Origin of the sequence: Novosphingobium sp. B-7, from assembly GCF_000410615.1 — a bacterium.
Taxonomy (GTDB): Bacteria; Pseudomonadota; Alphaproteobacteria; order Sphingomonadales; family Sphingomonadaceae; genus Novosphingobium; species Novosphingobium capsulatum.
The window spans coordinates 3,436-18,267 of the sequence record NZ_KE148503.1; the positions used below are offsets into that span (position 1 = coordinate 3,436).

Consider the following 14,832-nt stretch of genomic DNA (forward strand, 5'->3'; position numbering starts at 1 on the left):
CGCAGTAAAGCCGGCGCTGGCCTGCGCGTGATAGGTCCAGCGGTCAAGCAGGTCGGGCGCCACGCGGCCTGGCAGCAGCGTGGGCTGGGCCGCAGTGCGGAACAGCACGCGGGCGCCGGGCCGCGCGGTGCGGGTGATCTGCTGCCACAGCGCGTTGAGCTGGGTATCGGTCATCCAGTCCTGCGCATCGAGCAGGACATAGCGATCGCGCGAGGCATCGGGCAGCGTGGCGAGATGCTCGGTGAAATTGGCGTGAAGCACGGTCACGCGGCCGGCGCGGGCGCGCACGGCGTCCCAGTTCCCGGCCTGGAGATAGGGCGGCAGCGGCCCATCACCATCGCGGGCATAGCCGCGCGAAAAGGCCTGCCAGGCGAAATAGTTCTCTTCGATCGGAAAATCGCAGGCCAGCTTTTCCAGGCGGCGGCGCAGCACTTGCGCCATGCGCTGGTCCCCGGCCAGGGCATCGAACTGCGCCGGGGGGATGCCAAGACCAAACAGCGCGGCGGGCTGGTCGGTCAGCCAGCGCACGAAGCGCTTGTCGAACACCGGCGCCAGTTCGCGCTCGAACACGGCGCGCTGCGCCTCTTGCGTGGGGGCGGCCAGGATTTGTGCCAGGTCGATGCGATAGAGCTTGGCCAGCAGATGCGCCACGCCGATGAAATTGCCGAGCAGCCCGCGCTTGTAGATGCCCTTGGAAAAGCCGCCGATGCGGCGCCGGCCAATCAGGTCGCGTCCTTCCCAATAGCGGCGCGTCGGCTCATCGAGCATGGGCGCCAGATGCGCGCGATAGGCCGCGATGTTGGCCGGGCTATCCGCCTGGGCGAAAAAGCGGTGGAAGGCGGCATGGTCGGGAAGGCCCTGCGCCGCCGCCAGCTTGAGCTTGTTGAGCGCGATATGCGCGGTGTTGAGATCGACCGCCGTGATGCTTTCGGGATCGGCCACCAGATAGGACAGCACGTTGCACCCGCCGCTGGCGATGGCCACCACGCGGCTGTCGGGCAGGATCTGCAGGGCGTCCATGTCGACATCCGGGTCTTCCCAGATCTGCGCATAGACCAGCCCGCGAAACGCCAGGGCAAAGGCATGATCGAGCAGGCGGTGGGCAACGCCGGCGCCCTTGCGCACGACAGAGCGGGTGATCGGGTTGCCGGCGCCGGGTTGGCCCCGGTGGCGTTGGAGTTCCATGGCCAGTGTCTTTCCCATTCGTATGGATGGGGACCGGTTTAAGGCAGCGGCGTTGCGGTAATATGGCAAACCCGGCGGCATATCGGGTTTCGCCCCGGTTGCGTTGCCCGCAATAGGACTTGGGTTTGTCATGTGCTTGCCCTATGGGGCCTGCCCATGATGGGTCTGCCCTGTGCCGGGCAGGCCAAATGCCCCCTGTTTTCTCGAATTATGGAGTGACCATGGCTCAGGTTCTTGTGATTGGCGCCGGTGGCGTCGGCTCGGTCGCGGTCCACAAGATGGCGATGAATGCCGATATCTTTACCGGGATCGCGCTCGCCAGCCGCACGAAGAGCAAGTGCGACGCGATTGCCGCATCGGTGAAGGAACGCACCGGTGTTGACGTGGCCACCTATCAGATCGACGCAGACGATGTGGCCGCCACCACCGCGCTGATCAACCAGGTGAAGCCCATGCTGGTGGTCAACCTGGCACTGCCCTACCAGGATTTGACGATCATGGACGCGTGCCTGGCGGCCGGCGTGCACTATATGGACACCGCCAACTACGAACCGCGCGAAGAAGCCAAGTTCGAATATAAGTGGCAGTGGGCCTATCAGGAACGCTTCAAGGAAAAGGGCCTGATGGCCCTGCTCGGTTCGGGCTTCGATCCCGGCGTGACCTCGGTCTTCGCCGGCTGGCTCAAGAAGCACAAGCTCGACACGATTCGCACGCTCGACATTCTCGATTGCAACGGCGGCGATCATGGCCAGGCCTTTGCCACCAACTTCAACCCGGAAATCAACATCCGCGAAGTGACGGCCCCGGCGCGCCACTGGCTGAACGGCGAATGGGTGGAAACCCCGGCGCTGACCATCCGCCAGCAGTTCGATTTCGAGGCGGTCGGCCCCAAGAACATGTACCTCATGTATCATGAGGAAATCGAAAGCCTGAAGACGCACCTGCCCGAAATCGAGCGCATCCGTTTCTGGATGACGTTTGGCGACGCCTATATCACGCACCTCACCGTGCTGCAGAACGTGGGCATGACGCGGATCGATCCGGTGGTCTATGAAGGCAAGGAAATCATTCCCTTGCAGTTCCTCAAGGCCGTGCTGCCCGAACCGGCGTCGCTCGGCGCCACCACCAAGGGCAAGACCAACATCGGTGATATTGCCACCGGCACCAAGGACGGCGTTGAAAAGACGTTCTACATCTACAACATCTGCGACCATGAAGACGCCTTTGCCGAAACCGGCAACCAGGCGATCAGCTACACCACCGGCGTTCCGGCGATGATCGGCGCGGCGCTGATGGTGCAGGGCCTGTGGAAGGGCGAGGGCGTGTTCAACATCGAACAGCTCGATCCCGATCCGTTCATGGACATGCTCAACCAGCATGGCCTGCCCTGGCAGGTGAAGGAATTGGCAGGCCCACTGCAGTTCTGAGGTCTCGCAAGGCCTCGCACCACCCCCCGACCCCCTCCTCTCAAGAGGAGGGGGAGTAAGACCCAAATAGCCCCCTGCTCTTCAGAGGAGGGGGTTGGGGGTGGTGGAAGCCACCCGCACACCACAGAAAGGCCGCACCTTCATGGAAACCAGAGCCGGTGATCCGGGCGCCTTCGCCCATTTCGATCTGTCGCGCGTCGACAGCCCAGCTTTCGTCGTCGATGTGCAGGCCCTGCGGCGTAATCTGGCAACCCTGGCGGACATTCGCGATCGGGCCGGGATCAAGGTTCTGGCCGCGCTCAAGGCCTTTTCGATGTGGCAGGTGGCGCCCGTGGTGGGCGAATACCTCGACGGCGTGTGCACGTCTGGCCTGTGGGAGGCCAAGCTGGCGGCCGAGCACTACCAGGGCGAGATCGCGACCTATTGCGCGGCCTACAAGGCGGAAGACCTGGCCGAAATCTGCGCGCTTTCGGACCATGTGATTTTCAATTCGCCGTTCCAGATCGCGCGCTTTGCCCCCGTGCTGGCGCAGGCGCGCGCCGATGGCCAGGCGTTCGACGTGGGCCTGCGGATCAATCCGCTGCACCAGGAAGGTGAAGTGCCGCGCTATGACCCCTGCGCGCCGCATTCGCGCCTGGGCTTTCCGGTGGACCAGTTGCAGCCAGAGCATCTCGAGGGCGTGTCCGGCCTGCATTTCCACACGCTGTGCGAGCAGGATTTCGAGCCGCTGCGCCGCACCTGGGACGCCTTGCTGCCGCGTATCGCGCCGTTCCTGGGCCAGTTGAAGTGGTTGAACTTTGGCGGCGGCCACCATGTGACGCGCGCGGATTACCAGCGCGATGACCTGGTGGCCTTCCTGCGCGAAGTGAAGGCCCAGACTGGCTGTGAGATCTATCTCGAGCCCGGTGAGGCCGTGGCGCTCGACGCCGGCATCCTGGTGGGCACGGTGCTCGATCGGCACTGGAACGGCATGGAGATCGCCATCACCGACATTTCGGCCACGTGTCATATGCCCGACGTGATCGAGGCGCCCTATCGGCCGGCCATGCTGGGCGAGTTGCCGATCGACGAATACGAGGATGGCGCCGGCGATGCCCAGGTGCGCCTGGGCGGGCCATCGTGCCTGGCGGGGGACGTGATCGGCGACTATCGCCTGCCGGTTCCGGCCGAGCCGGGCGTGCGTTTCGCGTTCCTGGATCAGGCGCATTATTCGATGGTCAAGACCACCACGTTCAACGGTGTGCCGCTGCCCTCGATCTGGTTGTGGGACAGCGCGGCGGACACGCTCAAGCTGGTGCGTCGTTTTGCCTATGAAGATTTCCGCGACCGGCTGAGCTGACCGGAGAATATCTCTTCAAAACAGTCTGTTGCCCGCCACCGTCGAGGTGCTGCCTGCGCCCGGACGGGGCGGGGGTGCGCCAGTCCGAGGCTGGCACTGTGACAGATTTGTGAAAGGGGGATTTTTTCGCTTGAAGTTCCCCCCCTGAGCCTTATTTAGCGCTTCCTCGCTGCCCCATGGGGACTTCCAAACCGCAAGGCAGCTTTCGTTCCACGTTCCGTTTGGGGGTCCCTTGAGTTGCACATTCATCCTGATGCACGGGCTGTAGTTCGCGCCACCGCGCCTGACCAACCCGCCATTTTGAACCGCCCGCATGCAGCCGCGCGCGCAGCCCGCTTCTTTGTCGAGAAGTTTCCGGGCAAGTCGCTCTATGCTGTCAAAGCGAACCCCTCTCCTGACCTCCTGCGCATCCTCTGGGACGCCGGTGTCACGCACTATGACGTCGCCTCGATCACCGAGGTCAAGCTGGTGCGCGCCACGCTGCCTGAAGCCACGCTGTGCTTCATGCACCCGGTCAAGGCGCCGCGCGCCATTGCCGAGGCCTATCACGCCTACGGCGTGCGGACGTTCAGCCTCGATTCGCTCGATGAGCTGGAAAAGATCCGCGAAGCGACCAACGGTGCCACCGATCTCACGCTCTGCGTGCGTCTGCGTGTCTCGTCCGAGCATTCGGAACTGAGCCTCGCTTCGAAGTTCGGCGTGGACCTGGTCGATGCGCGTGAACTGCTGCAGCAGACCCGCCAGTTGGCCGATTGCCTGGGCGTGTGCTTCCACGTGGGCAGCCAGGCGATGAGCCCGCATGCCTATGTCCTGGCGCTGGAAAAGGCCCGTGCCGCGATCGTCGATGCTGCCGTCACGGTGGACATCATCGACGTGGGTGGGGGCTTCCCGTCGGTCTATCCGGGCATGGAGCCGCCGCCGCTCGAAGATTACTTCGCGCTGATCGACCGTACCTACGAATCGCTGCCGGTGTCCTACTCGGCCGAGCTGTGGTGCGAGCCGGGCCGTGCGCTGTGCGCGGAATACAACTCGATCATCGTGCGCGTTGAAAAGCGCCGCGAGAACGAGCTGTTCATCAACGACGGCGCCTATGGCGCGCTGTTTGATGCCGCACATGTGGGCTGGCGCTTTCCGGTGCGCCTGCTGCGCGAAGCCGACAACGATGCCGCTGGCAGCGTCGAGGCGCAGGACTTCAGCTTCTATGGCCCGACCTGCGACGACATGGACTTCATGGAAGGGCCGTTCCCGCTGCCCGGCGATGTCCGTGCCGGCGACTATATCGAGATCGGTATGCTCGGTGCCTATGGTGCGGCGATGAAGACCGCGTTCAATGGCTTTGAAGCGGTGGAAACCTACACCGTGGCGGACGAGCCGATGGCCAGCCAGTACAACGGCAGCCGTCGCCACCTGCGCACCGGCGACAACGTGGTTTCGCTGCGCTGAAAATATGAAACCGGCGGATTGCGGTCCGCCGGTTCATTTTTGTGTCATGTTGCAATCGATATAATTTGCCCACATCCCGAGTCCAATCGGGTCGCAACCCAGAAAAAAGGCCCCGTCGATCGCATCGGCGGGGCCTTTTTTGTTGTGTAGTATGGGGCGTTGCGGCCCGTGCTGCATGGCGGCCGAAACCGCCACGCAGCCGTGGTCATCAGAACTTGATGCCAGCCGTAACGCGCATGTAGCGGCCCATCACAGCGTCGTAGTAGCGGGTCGAAGTCGCGCTGCCGAGGGCATAGGGGAACGGCAGGCTGCGATTGAAGACGTTGTTGACGTTGAAGCGCAGGCTGAAACGGTCGTTGACGTTGAAGCCGAGTGCGCTGTTGAACAGCACATAGGCGCCCACGCGCGGGTATTGATACACCGTGTCGGCCGAGTTCACCGCAACCTTGGCCGGGCCATAGTAGGTAGCCTGCCACATCCAGTTGATCGACTTGGTGGCCCAGACTGCCGTTGCCGTGAAGTTGTCGGTCGGTTCGGCAACGCCGCCCACCGTCTTGGTGAAATCGCCTTCACCGATCTGGTAGTAGTGGCGGAAGGTATGCAGGTAGTTCACGTCGAACAGCAATGCACCGGCCGACGAAGGCAGGCCGAGGCGGCTGAGCGGGAGGTTCCACTTGGCCGAGGTCTGCAGGGCCCGGAACACTTCCAGACCGATGTTGTAGTTGCCTTCGGCAAAGCCATTAACCTGGCCTTCCGCGTCACGCGAGAACGTGCTGCAATACGGACTGCTGCCGCTGGCCGAGTCATAGCAGGCGTTCATGAGATCGGTCAGGCTGAGCGTTGCGATCTCGTTCTTGATCTTGATATTCACATAGTCGCTGGTGATCGTCAGGCCAGGGAGGAAGCTGGGCTGCAACACGCCGCCGATCGTCCAGCTGTTGGCCACTTCGTTGCGCAGCTTCGGATTGCCACCCGAGGTGCCCTGCGCTGTATAGTCAACCACGTTGGATGTGAAGTTGGCGGGAACGCCCGCTGCGGCGCAGTTGGCGGCGCGGTTCGTCGGGTTTGGCCCCTGATTGATGTACCGCTTGTCGCACGGGTCGTTGGCGGTGTCGAAAATCGACCCGATCGGTGCAAACAATTCCGTAATCGACGGTGCGCGGAACGAGCGGGTGTAATTGCCGCGCAGCGTCAAGTCCTTGACCGGTGCATAAGTGGCGCCGCCGGTATAGGTCCAGAAGCCGCCAGCGATGCTGTTCTTCACATAGCGGCCCGCCGCGTTGACTTCGAAGCGATATACCGCCGGCACTGCGTTGTCGGGCGAGATAAACGGCAGGCTGATTTCGCCAAAGCCTTCATTGGTGTTGTAGCTGCCCGCCACCGGATCGATCGGGATCGAGTTGCCATACTGCGACCGCGTGCCGTCGCCGTTGTCTTGGCCGTAATAGAACGCACCCGGATCGAAACGCGCGCTTTCATAGCGATGCTCGTAACCCAGCACGAACTTGGCAAAGCCGCCCGGCAGCTTGACGAGATCGCCCTTGATATCGGCGATGATGTCAGACTGTTTGTTGATCTGGCGGGTGGTCGCCTGTGCGGTGATATAATCGAGCGCGGCCTTGCTGGCGTTACCATTGCCAAAGATGTTCAGCGGCGCACAAGTGGAGCTGAACGTGGCAATCGCGGCATTGGTATAGCCCGGGCGGCAGATGATGTTGCCAGTGCCGTCGGTGGTGGCATCAAGCGCGTTGAAGAAATTCTGCGTGACGATTTCGCGCGAGGTGGTGCTAGAAATGGAACGGCCGTATGTGCCGTTGATTTCCCAGGTGAGCTTACGTTCACCTGCTTGAATATCGCCGGTCAGCCCGCCAACAAAGCGTAGAAGGTCGGAACTGGTGCGGAATTCGCCCGTCGAAAGATCGGTATTCGCGCGCGACATGTAGAAGCGGCTGGGGTTGGCGCCGTTCGCCGTCAGGCTGCTGATGATCGTGGCGCGATCCGCCGCGCTCAGGAACGGGTTATCCGTGCTTAGGATAAGGTTGCCGTTCGTGTCGCCCGCTCGGCCGAAACCACGATAGTTATAAAACGGCTGGCCAGCAGTGTTCGACGCGTAATTCCGGCTGAACCAAACTTCACCATTGAATCGGATGCTGTCGCTCACATCGTAGTGCGCGAGGACAGTGCCCTGATAACGCTCAGACGAAACGAGGAAGTTGCTGTAGTCGCCGATCGCAAAGCCGTCACCGCCAGCCTGGGAAATGAGGCTGCCAGTTTCCTGACCATTTTTGAACGGCACCAGTTGGCCGGCACGGTTGAAGACCAGTGCCTGGCCACCTGCGTTGGTGATCGCGGCAGCTGGAGCATTGCCTAGGATCGGATAGTTGTCCCGATACATCGGCATGCCGGTGTTGGTGAACACGTTATAGTGCAGGCCGCCACCGTAGAGCTGGTAGGCATACGTGGTATCGCCCAAGGCCGTCCCGAAGAACGATGCCTCGCCACCATAGGTGGTCGGACGCTGCGCGCCGGTGATGCCGTTCTGCTTGTCGTAGAAGAAGTTGGCAGTGATGTTGCCGCGGCCCTCGGCGAAATTCTTGCCGGCTAGCACCGAGAAGTTGTAGTCCTGACCGTCGCCATACTTCGACAGGCCATAGGAGCCATTGGCTTCCACGCCGTCGTAGTTCTTCTTCAACAGGATGTTGACGGTACCGGCGATCGCGTCAGAGCCATAGATCGGCGCACCGCCGACCGAGACGACTTCGATGCGGTCAACCAGGCTCGGCGCGATCTGGCCGAGGTCCACCGGGCTGCCGGCAACGGCGCCGAAGATCGAGCCGGTCGCCGGGCTGACGAAGCGCATGCCGTTGACGAGGGTGAGCGTGCGCTGCGAACCCAGGTTATAGAGGTTGGCAAAGGTCTGGCCGGCGCCGAAGCTGCCCTGGTCACCGGCGACGCTGTTGCCCGGAACGCCGAAGCCCGGCAGCTGCTGCAGCGCCTGGCCCACGTTGGTATAGCCGCGCTGCTCGATCAGGTCGCTGCCGAGCGTGGCCACGGGCTGGTCGGTGATCGGCGCGCGGGTGATGCGCGAACCAGTGACGACGATTTCGGCGTCGGACGCGTCGGCCGGTGCAGCCTGTTCCGCCGAGGCGGGGGCCGCGTCGGTGGATTGTGCGTGCGCCACGCCAGCCAGGGTCAGAGGAACAAGGAATGACGCCGTAGCTGCCAAGGCACGCATGCGGCGCTGCGAAAAAGTAGTCGCGGCCATAAAGCCCCCGTTTGTTGCAAGTGCGACCAAACTTGCGTGGGAGGTATCAAAACGCAACTGTTTTGCGCCAATTCGATCAATGGCTTGTCCGGGTGTTGCAGCCAGGTTACACCCTGGCCTTTGGGGCAATACTGCGGCATTCGTTCGCAACACACGGCATCGCTCGCGCGCTGCAACGCACGTGGTTGCACCTTGGTTCCCGCCCTTTTCCGCATGATCGATTTCGGCAATCTTTGTGACCGGATAAATCTGTTTCCGCCAAGCCACGAATTGCGGAAAGACACACCCTGAACTCGTGATGAAGGGGAAGTGTATTTGCAACGCCGGGATGACATGATCTGAAATCCACGAAATTGCTGTTTCTAACCTGTCATCAGGCATTTTGCCTGATGGTCGCGTTCGTTCTGTTGGTCTGAATATATTCGGAAACAATTCGTGCCGCACGCCATCGCGTTTGCGGCAGCGCCTATGCTTGTCTTATCAAAACGCAGGAGATTGTTGCAATGCGTCATATTCATCGCTCGCTGGGCGCTTTGTGTCTGGCGATGACTGCCCCTTGGGGCACATCGCTGGCCCATGCCGAAGCAGCGGCCCCCGCCGCAACCGCACCCACGGCCATGGCCGCGAGTGAGACTGCCACTACCAACAAGGATTGGTGGCCCAACCGCCTCGACCTGTCGCCGCTGCGCCAGAATGACGTGAAATCGAATCCCTATGGCGCCGATTTCGATTATGCTGCTGCGTTCAAGACGCTCGATCTGGCGGCAGTGAAGGCCGACATCGCCAAGGTGCTGACCACGTCTCAGCCGTGGTGGCCGGCCGACTATGGCAATTACGGCCCGTTCTTCATCCGCATGGCCTGGCACAGCGCCGGCACCTATCGCACGGTCGATGGTCGTGGCGGATCGGCCGGCGGCGAACAGCGCTTTGATCCGCAGAATTCCTGGCCAGATAACGCCAACCTCGACAAGGCGCGCCGCCTGCTCTGGCCGATCAAGCAGAAGTATGGCCGCAAGATCTCGTGGGGCGATCTCATGGTGCTGACCGGCAACGTCGCGCTGGAGCAGATGGGCTTCAAGACCCTGGGCTTTGCCGGTGGCCGCGTCGATGCGTGGGAGCCGGACATGGTGTTCTGGGGCAGCGAGAAGAAGTGGCTCGACGGGGCGAACAGCCGCATCGGCGCCAATGGCCAGCTCAAGGGCCCGCTCGCCGCGGTGCAGATGGGCCTGATCTATGTGAATCCCGAAGGGCCGGGCGGCAATCCCGATCCGATTGCGGCAGCGGCCGATATCCGCCGCGCCTTTGGCCGCATGGCGATGAACGACGAGGAAACTGTGGCGCTGATCGCCGGTGGCCACACTTTCGGCAAGGCGCACGGCGCGCACAAGCCGGAGGAATGCACCGGCCCGCAGCCGGCAGCCGCCCCGGTGGAAGACCAGGGCTTCGGCTGGAAGAACAAGTGCGGCAAGGGCAACGCCGAAGACACCGTGACCAGCGGCTTGGAAGGCGCATGGTCGGCCAATCCGATCGCGTTTACCACGCAGTATCTCGACAACCTGTTCGGGTTTGACTGGGTGCTGACGACCAGCCCGGCCGGTGCCAAGCAGTGGACGCCCAAGAACGCCAAGGACGTGCAGATCGTGCCCGATGCGCATCTGGCCGGCGTGACACACGCGCCGATGATGTTCACCACCGATATCGCGGTGAAGGAAGACCCCGGCTTCCGCGCCATCGCGCTCAAGTTCCGCAAGGACCCGCAGGCGTTTGCCGATGCCTTTGCCCGCGCCTGGTTCAAGCTGACCCACCGCGACATGGGCCCCAAGGGGCGCTACATCGGCCCTGACGTGCCAGCGCAATCGTTCCTGTGGCAGGATCCGCTGCCCAAGGCCGACTACGCCATGATCGATGCCGGTGACATCGCCAAGCTCAAGGGGCAGATTCTGGCGAGCGGGCTCGGCCAGCGCGAACTGATCCGCGCCGCCTGGGCTTCGGCCAGCACGTTCCGCAGCACCGATATGCGCGGTGGCGCCAATGGTGCGCGCATTCGCCTGAACCCCGAAAAGGCCTGGGCGGTCAACGATCCGGCCGAGCTTGACGCGGTGCTGGCCAAGCTGGCGGCAATCCAGGCCGGCTTCAACAAGACCGCACCGGGCGGCAAGAAGGTGAGCTTGGCCGATCTGATCGTGCTGGGCGGCAATGCGGCGGTGGAACAGGCCGCAGCCAAGGGCGGCGTCACGCTGGCGCTGCCGTTCACGCCAGGCCGTGTCGATGCCACCCAGGCGCAGACCGACCCGGCCAGCTTTGCCGTGCTCGAACCCGTGGCTGATCCGTTCCGCAACTATTACGATGCCCCGTCGAACTGGCAGGGCCCGGCGGAAGCCATGGTGGACAAGGCCGATATGCTGGGCCTGAGCGTGCCGGAAATGACCGTGCTGCTGGGCGGGATGCGCGCGCTCGATGCCAATACCGGCCATTCGGCCAACGGCGTGCTCACTGCCAAGCCTGGCACGTTGAGCAATGATTTCTTCGTCAACCTGCTCGACATGGGCACGGTATGGAAGAAGTCTGACAAGGCCGCGGGCCTCTATCAGGGCAGCGACCGTGCCAGCGGCAAGCCGCGCTGGACGGCGACGACGGTGGACCTGATCTTTGGCTCCAATTCCGAACTGCGCGCCGTGGCCGAGGCCTATGCCATGGACGATGCCAAGGAACAGTTCGTGCGCGATTTCGGCGCGGCCTGGACCAAGGTGATGAACGCAGATCGGTTCTGATATGGGTGGAGGTGGGGGCTGGGCCGGTGCCTGGTTTCCACCATCCCCAAACCCCATCCGCTGAAGAGGATGGGGCTTAAAGAAAAAGGCCCCCGGATTGCGGTCCGGGGGCCTTTTCCTGTGTTTGAGGATGAAAGCGTCAGGCGGCCTGGCGCTGCGACATTTCCAGTTCAAGCCGTTCCCAGATTTCCACCAGGGCTTGCGTCAGGTCGCGCATCATCGCCTCGGTGTGGGCCGGGCCAGGGGTGAAGCGCAGGCGCTCGGTTCCGCGTGGCACGGTGGGGAAATTGATCGGCTGCACATAGACGCCGTATTCCGCGAGGAGGATGTCCGACACCTTCTTGGCGCGGACCGGATCGCCGACCATCAGCGGGACGATGTGCGTAGTGCTGTCCATCACCGGCAGGCCGGCATCGCGGAACAGCTGCTTGAGCGTGGCGGCGGCGGCTTGCTGGGCGTCGCGCTCTTCGCATGACGCCTTGAGGTGGCGAACCGAGGCGAGCACGCCGGCCACGAGCACCGGCGAGAGCGAGGTGGTGAAGATGAAGCCCGGTGCATAGGAGCGGATCACGTCGATGATCCGGCTGTCGGCTGCGATATAGCCGCCCATCACGCCAAAGGCCTTGCCGAGCGTGCCCTCGATAATGTCGATGCGGTGGGCCGCGTTGTCACGGTCGGTGATGCCGCCGCCGCGCGGGCCATACATGCCCACGGCGTGGACTTCGTCGATGTAGGTGAGGGCGTTGTACTTGTCGGCCAGGTCGCAGATCGCGTGGATCGGGGCGACATCGCCGTCCATCGAATAGACGCTTTCAAACGCGATCAGCTTGGGCACGGCAGGATCGGTTTCCGCCAGAAGTTCTTCCAGATGCTCCAGATCGTTGTGACGGAACACGCGCTTTTCCGCGCCGGAGTTGCGAATGCCGGCAATCATGCTGGCATGGTTGAGCTCGTCGGAAAAGATCACGCAGCCCGGCAGCACCTTGGCCAGCGTGGACAGCGTCGCGTCGTTCGAGACATAGCCCGAGGTGAACAGCAGCGCGCCCTGCTTGCCATGGAGATCAGCCAGCTCGTTTTCGAGATCGACGTGATAGTGGGTGTTGCCGCCGATGTTGCGGGTGCCGCCAGAGCCAGCGCCGACATCGTGCAGCGCTTCTTCCATGGCGGCGATCACCTTGGGGTGCTGTCCCATGGCGAGGTAATCGTTGGAGCACCATACGGTGATCGGCTTGGGGCCGTTGTGGCCGGCAAAGCAGCGCGCGTTGGGATAGGCGCCCTTGTTGCGCAGGATATCGATGAAAACGCGATAACGACCTTCGGAGTGCAGGCGATCGATGGCAGCATCAAAAATCTGGTCGTAGTTCACTGCTTGCTGCTCCTTCGTTCCTGCAGCTGACCGGCTGGGCCCGGATTGCCTCGCGATGAAGCACTGCCAGGCGGCCGCGTCTTTGTCTTATCGCAACAAAATCCCATCCTGCGGTGAATGCACGGGTTGGATAATGCCACATCGTTGTTGTGCGCCCGCCACCTCTCTCCCAAAAGGCGTTTGTCGCGGGTTGCCAGGCGCTTCTACTCCCCGCGGTAAAGTCTTGCCAAGTGACTTTTGCGGTTTGAGTGATCGAAGCGATTGCACTTTAGGTCAATGCGGCAAAATGCCCCAGGCGGCACGGCGCAACGCTCAAGCCTTGCCCACCTGGCCAAGGCCATGTGCCGCCAGCGTGGGCGCCAGTTCGGCCACGGCATCGTCAAGGCGGGTGAACAGCGCAAGGTCGGGCACGCGGCGGGCAAATTCCTGGCCCTGGGTAAGGAACGCGATGCGCCGCGCGATGCCGTCAGAGCCGTCGATGAAGCGTACGCCAGGCCCGAATGCTTTGCCCAGCTCGGCCTCTACCAACGGGAAATGCGTGCAGGCCAGCACCACGGTATCGATCTGGGCGCCGCCCGGCTGTTCGCGCAAGGCCTGGGCTGCTGCGGCAAACACAGCGGGATCAACTGCATGGCCCCGCAATTGCGCCTCTGCTGCGGCAACAAGTTCGGGCGCCCCGTGCCGCAGCAGGCGCTTGTCGGCGGCAAATTCTGCTTCCAGCCGATCGACATAGCCCTGGCGGATGGTGGCCTGCGTGCCGAGCAGGCCGATCACGCCGGTCTGCGTCATCGCGGCGGCCGGCTTGATCGCCGGCACCGTGCCCACAATCGGCACCTCCAGCACTTCGCGCACCGAAGCCAGCGCAATGGTGGAGGCCGTGTTGCAGGCAATGCACACCAGGCGCGGACGCAGCCGCTCGGTCAGTCGGCCGAGCAGGCCCGATACCCGCGCAGCGATCTGTGCCTCGGTCTTGGTGCCATAGGGCAGGCCCGCATTATCAGCCACATAGATCACCGGCGCCTGGGGCAGCACCTGCCGCAGCTTGGCCAGCACCGACAGCCCGCCGACACCGGAATCGAACATCAGGATCGGCGCATCGGCCGGCGGCATGGCGGGATCGGAAGCGGTGGCAGCAGCGGTCATGGCCGCGCTTGTAGCGATAACGGTGGTAAAAAGGGAGGGCGTGCCACCTTTCGATTGTGCGCAACCACGGCTAAGAGCGGCGGCGTGACCCATGACCTTGCCCTTCCGGCCTGCATCCTGGCCTATCTGCTCGGCGCGATTCCCTTCGGCCTGATCCTCACCCGATTGACCGGGGCGGGTGATCTGCGCGCGATTGGGTCGGGCAATATCGGCGCCACCAACGTCTTGCGCACCGGGCGCAAGGGGCTGGCGGCCAGCACGCTGCTGCTCGATCTGCTCAAGGGCAGCGTGGCGGTGTGGCTGGCCCGCGCCTATGCCCCCGGCACCGAGGCGCTGGTCGCGCTGGCGGCGGTGATCGGGCACTGCTTCCCGCTGTGGCTGCGCTTCAAGGGCGGCAAGGGCGTGGCGACCACGATGGGCGTGGCACTGGGCCTCGGCTGGCCGATCGGGCTGGCTTATGCGGTGGTGTGGCTGGGCATGCTGGCGCTGGTGCGTATTTCCTCGGTCGGCGGCATGTCCGCCGTGGTGGTGGCGCCGCTGGCTGCGCTTGCCATCGGGCGCAGCGATTATGCGCTGGTGCTGGCCGTGATCGCCGCGCTGGTGATCTTTTTGCACCGGGCCAATATCGCCCGCCTGCTCGCTGGAACCGAGCCGAAGATCGGCGGCAAGAAGAACACCGGCGGGGACGCCGCCTGATGGCCAGCGCGGACGAAGCTGCGGCCCTGCCGCTTTCGTCCGACGAGGCGCTGGCCCGGCTGCGGCTGCTGCGCTCACCCAACGTGGGGCCGGTTTCCTATTACCAGTTGCTGCGCCGCTTTGGCAGCGCCGGCGCTGCGGTGGAGGCTTTGCCCAGCCTGGCGGCGCGGGGCGGGGCGCCCTATCGCCCGGCCGAT

Annotated in this window: 9 protein-coding genes and 1 pseudogene; 6 read left to right on the plus strand and 4 right to left on the minus strand. The window is 63.4% G+C overall.

The annotated features are described in order from the left end of the window. A partial coding sequence (locus H926_RS0122510) for a DUF3419 family protein (protein WP_022678257.1) occupies positions 1 to 1,185 on the minus strand: 1,185 nt, incomplete at its 3' end. Between the two features lie 221 nt (positions 1,186 to 1,406). Between H926_RS0122510 and H926_RS0122515 the strand changes: the two genes are divergently transcribed. From H926_RS0122515 to H926_RS0122525, 3 genes are all read left to right on the plus strand, one after another. Beyond that, positions 1,407 to 2,612 carry a saccharopine dehydrogenase family protein gene (locus H926_RS0122515; RefSeq protein ID WP_022678258.1) on the plus strand — a complete coding sequence of 402 codons (1,206 nt, stop codon included), beginning with the start codon at positions 1,407 to 1,409 and terminating at the stop codon, positions 2,610 to 2,612. A gap of 142 nt (positions 2,613 to 2,754) precedes the next feature. Beyond that, complete coding sequence (locus tag H926_RS0122520) at positions 2,755 to 3,951, plus strand: carboxynorspermidine decarboxylase (protein ID WP_022678259.1); 1,197 nt, start codon at positions 2,755 to 2,757, stop codon at positions 3,949 to 3,951. Positions 3,952 to 4,188: 237 nt separating this feature from the next. After that, positions 4,189 to 5,394 (plus strand): type III PLP-dependent enzyme, encoded by a 1,206-nt coding sequence (locus H926_RS0122525; RefSeq protein ID WP_022678260.1) that lies wholly within the window; start codon positions 4,189 to 4,191, stop codon positions 5,392 to 5,394. 208 nt (positions 5,395 to 5,602) lie between these two features. Here H926_RS0122525 and H926_RS0122530 read toward each other — a convergent pair whose 3' ends face one another. Continuing rightward, positions 5,603 to 9,040 (minus strand): TonB-dependent receptor domain-containing protein, encoded by a 3,438-nt coding sequence (locus tag H926_RS0122530; protein ID WP_231627570.1) that lies wholly within the window; start codon positions 9,038 to 9,040, stop codon positions 5,603 to 5,605. Positions 9,041 to 9,162: 122 nt separating this feature from the next. On the opposite strand from H926_RS0122530, the gene katG reads away from it, so the two are divergent. Continuing rightward, positions 9,163 to 11,430, plus strand: a complete 2,268-nt coding sequence (katG, locus tag H926_RS0122535) for a catalase/peroxidase HPI (protein ID WP_043611060.1) — start codon at positions 9,163 to 9,165, stop codon at positions 11,428 to 11,430. A 139-nt stretch (positions 11,431 to 11,569) separates the two neighbouring features. On the opposite strand, the gene hemA is transcribed toward katG, so the two are convergent. Together hemA and murI are read right to left on the minus strand one after the other, a co-directional pair. After that, entirely contained in the window at positions 11,570 to 12,796 is a 1,227-nt protein-coding gene (gene hemA / locus H926_RS0122540; RefSeq protein WP_022678263.1) for a 5-aminolevulinate synthase, read from the minus strand. Between the two features lie 312 nt (positions 12,797 to 13,108). Then, complete coding sequence (gene murI, locus H926_RS0122545; protein ID WP_022678264.1) at positions 13,109 to 13,939, minus strand: glutamate racemase; 831 nt, start codon at positions 13,937 to 13,939, stop codon at positions 13,109 to 13,111. Between the two features lie 84 nt (positions 13,940 to 14,023). Here murI and plsY point away from each other — a divergent pair, with 84 nt between their 5' ends. Both plsY and H926_RS0122555 read left to right on the plus strand, forming a co-directional pair. Next, positions 14,024 to 14,635, plus strand: a complete 612-nt coding sequence (gene plsY, locus H926_RS0122550) for a glycerol-3-phosphate 1-O-acyltransferase PlsY (protein WP_022678265.1) — start codon at positions 14,024 to 14,026, stop codon at positions 14,633 to 14,635. Further along, a pseudogene (locus H926_RS0122555) lies at positions 14,635 to 14,832 on the plus strand (DNA-protecting protein DprA); the annotation flags it as partial. The gene plsY and the pseudogene H926_RS0122555, both read left to right, overlap by 1 nt.

Coding starts and splice junctions, on each gene's coding strand:
- H926_RS0122520 (WP_022678259.1), top strand. CDS start 2,755: ATGGAAACCAGAGCCGGTGATCCGGGCGCCTTCGCCCATTTCGATCTG.
- H926_RS0122515 (WP_022678258.1), top strand. CDS start 1,407: ATGGCTCAGGTTCTTGTGATTGGCGCCGGTGGCGTCGGCTCGGTCGCG.
- katG (WP_043611060.1), top strand. CDS start 9,163: ATGCGTCATATTCATCGCTCGCTGGGCGCTTTGTGTCTGGCGATGACT.
- murI (WP_022678264.1), bottom strand. CDS start 13,939: ATGACCGCTGCTGCCACCGCTTCCGATCCCGCCATGCCGCCGGCCGAT.
- H926_RS0122530 (WP_231627570.1), bottom strand. CDS start 9,040: ATGCCTGATGACAGGTTAGAAACAGCAATTTCGTGGATTTCAGATCAT.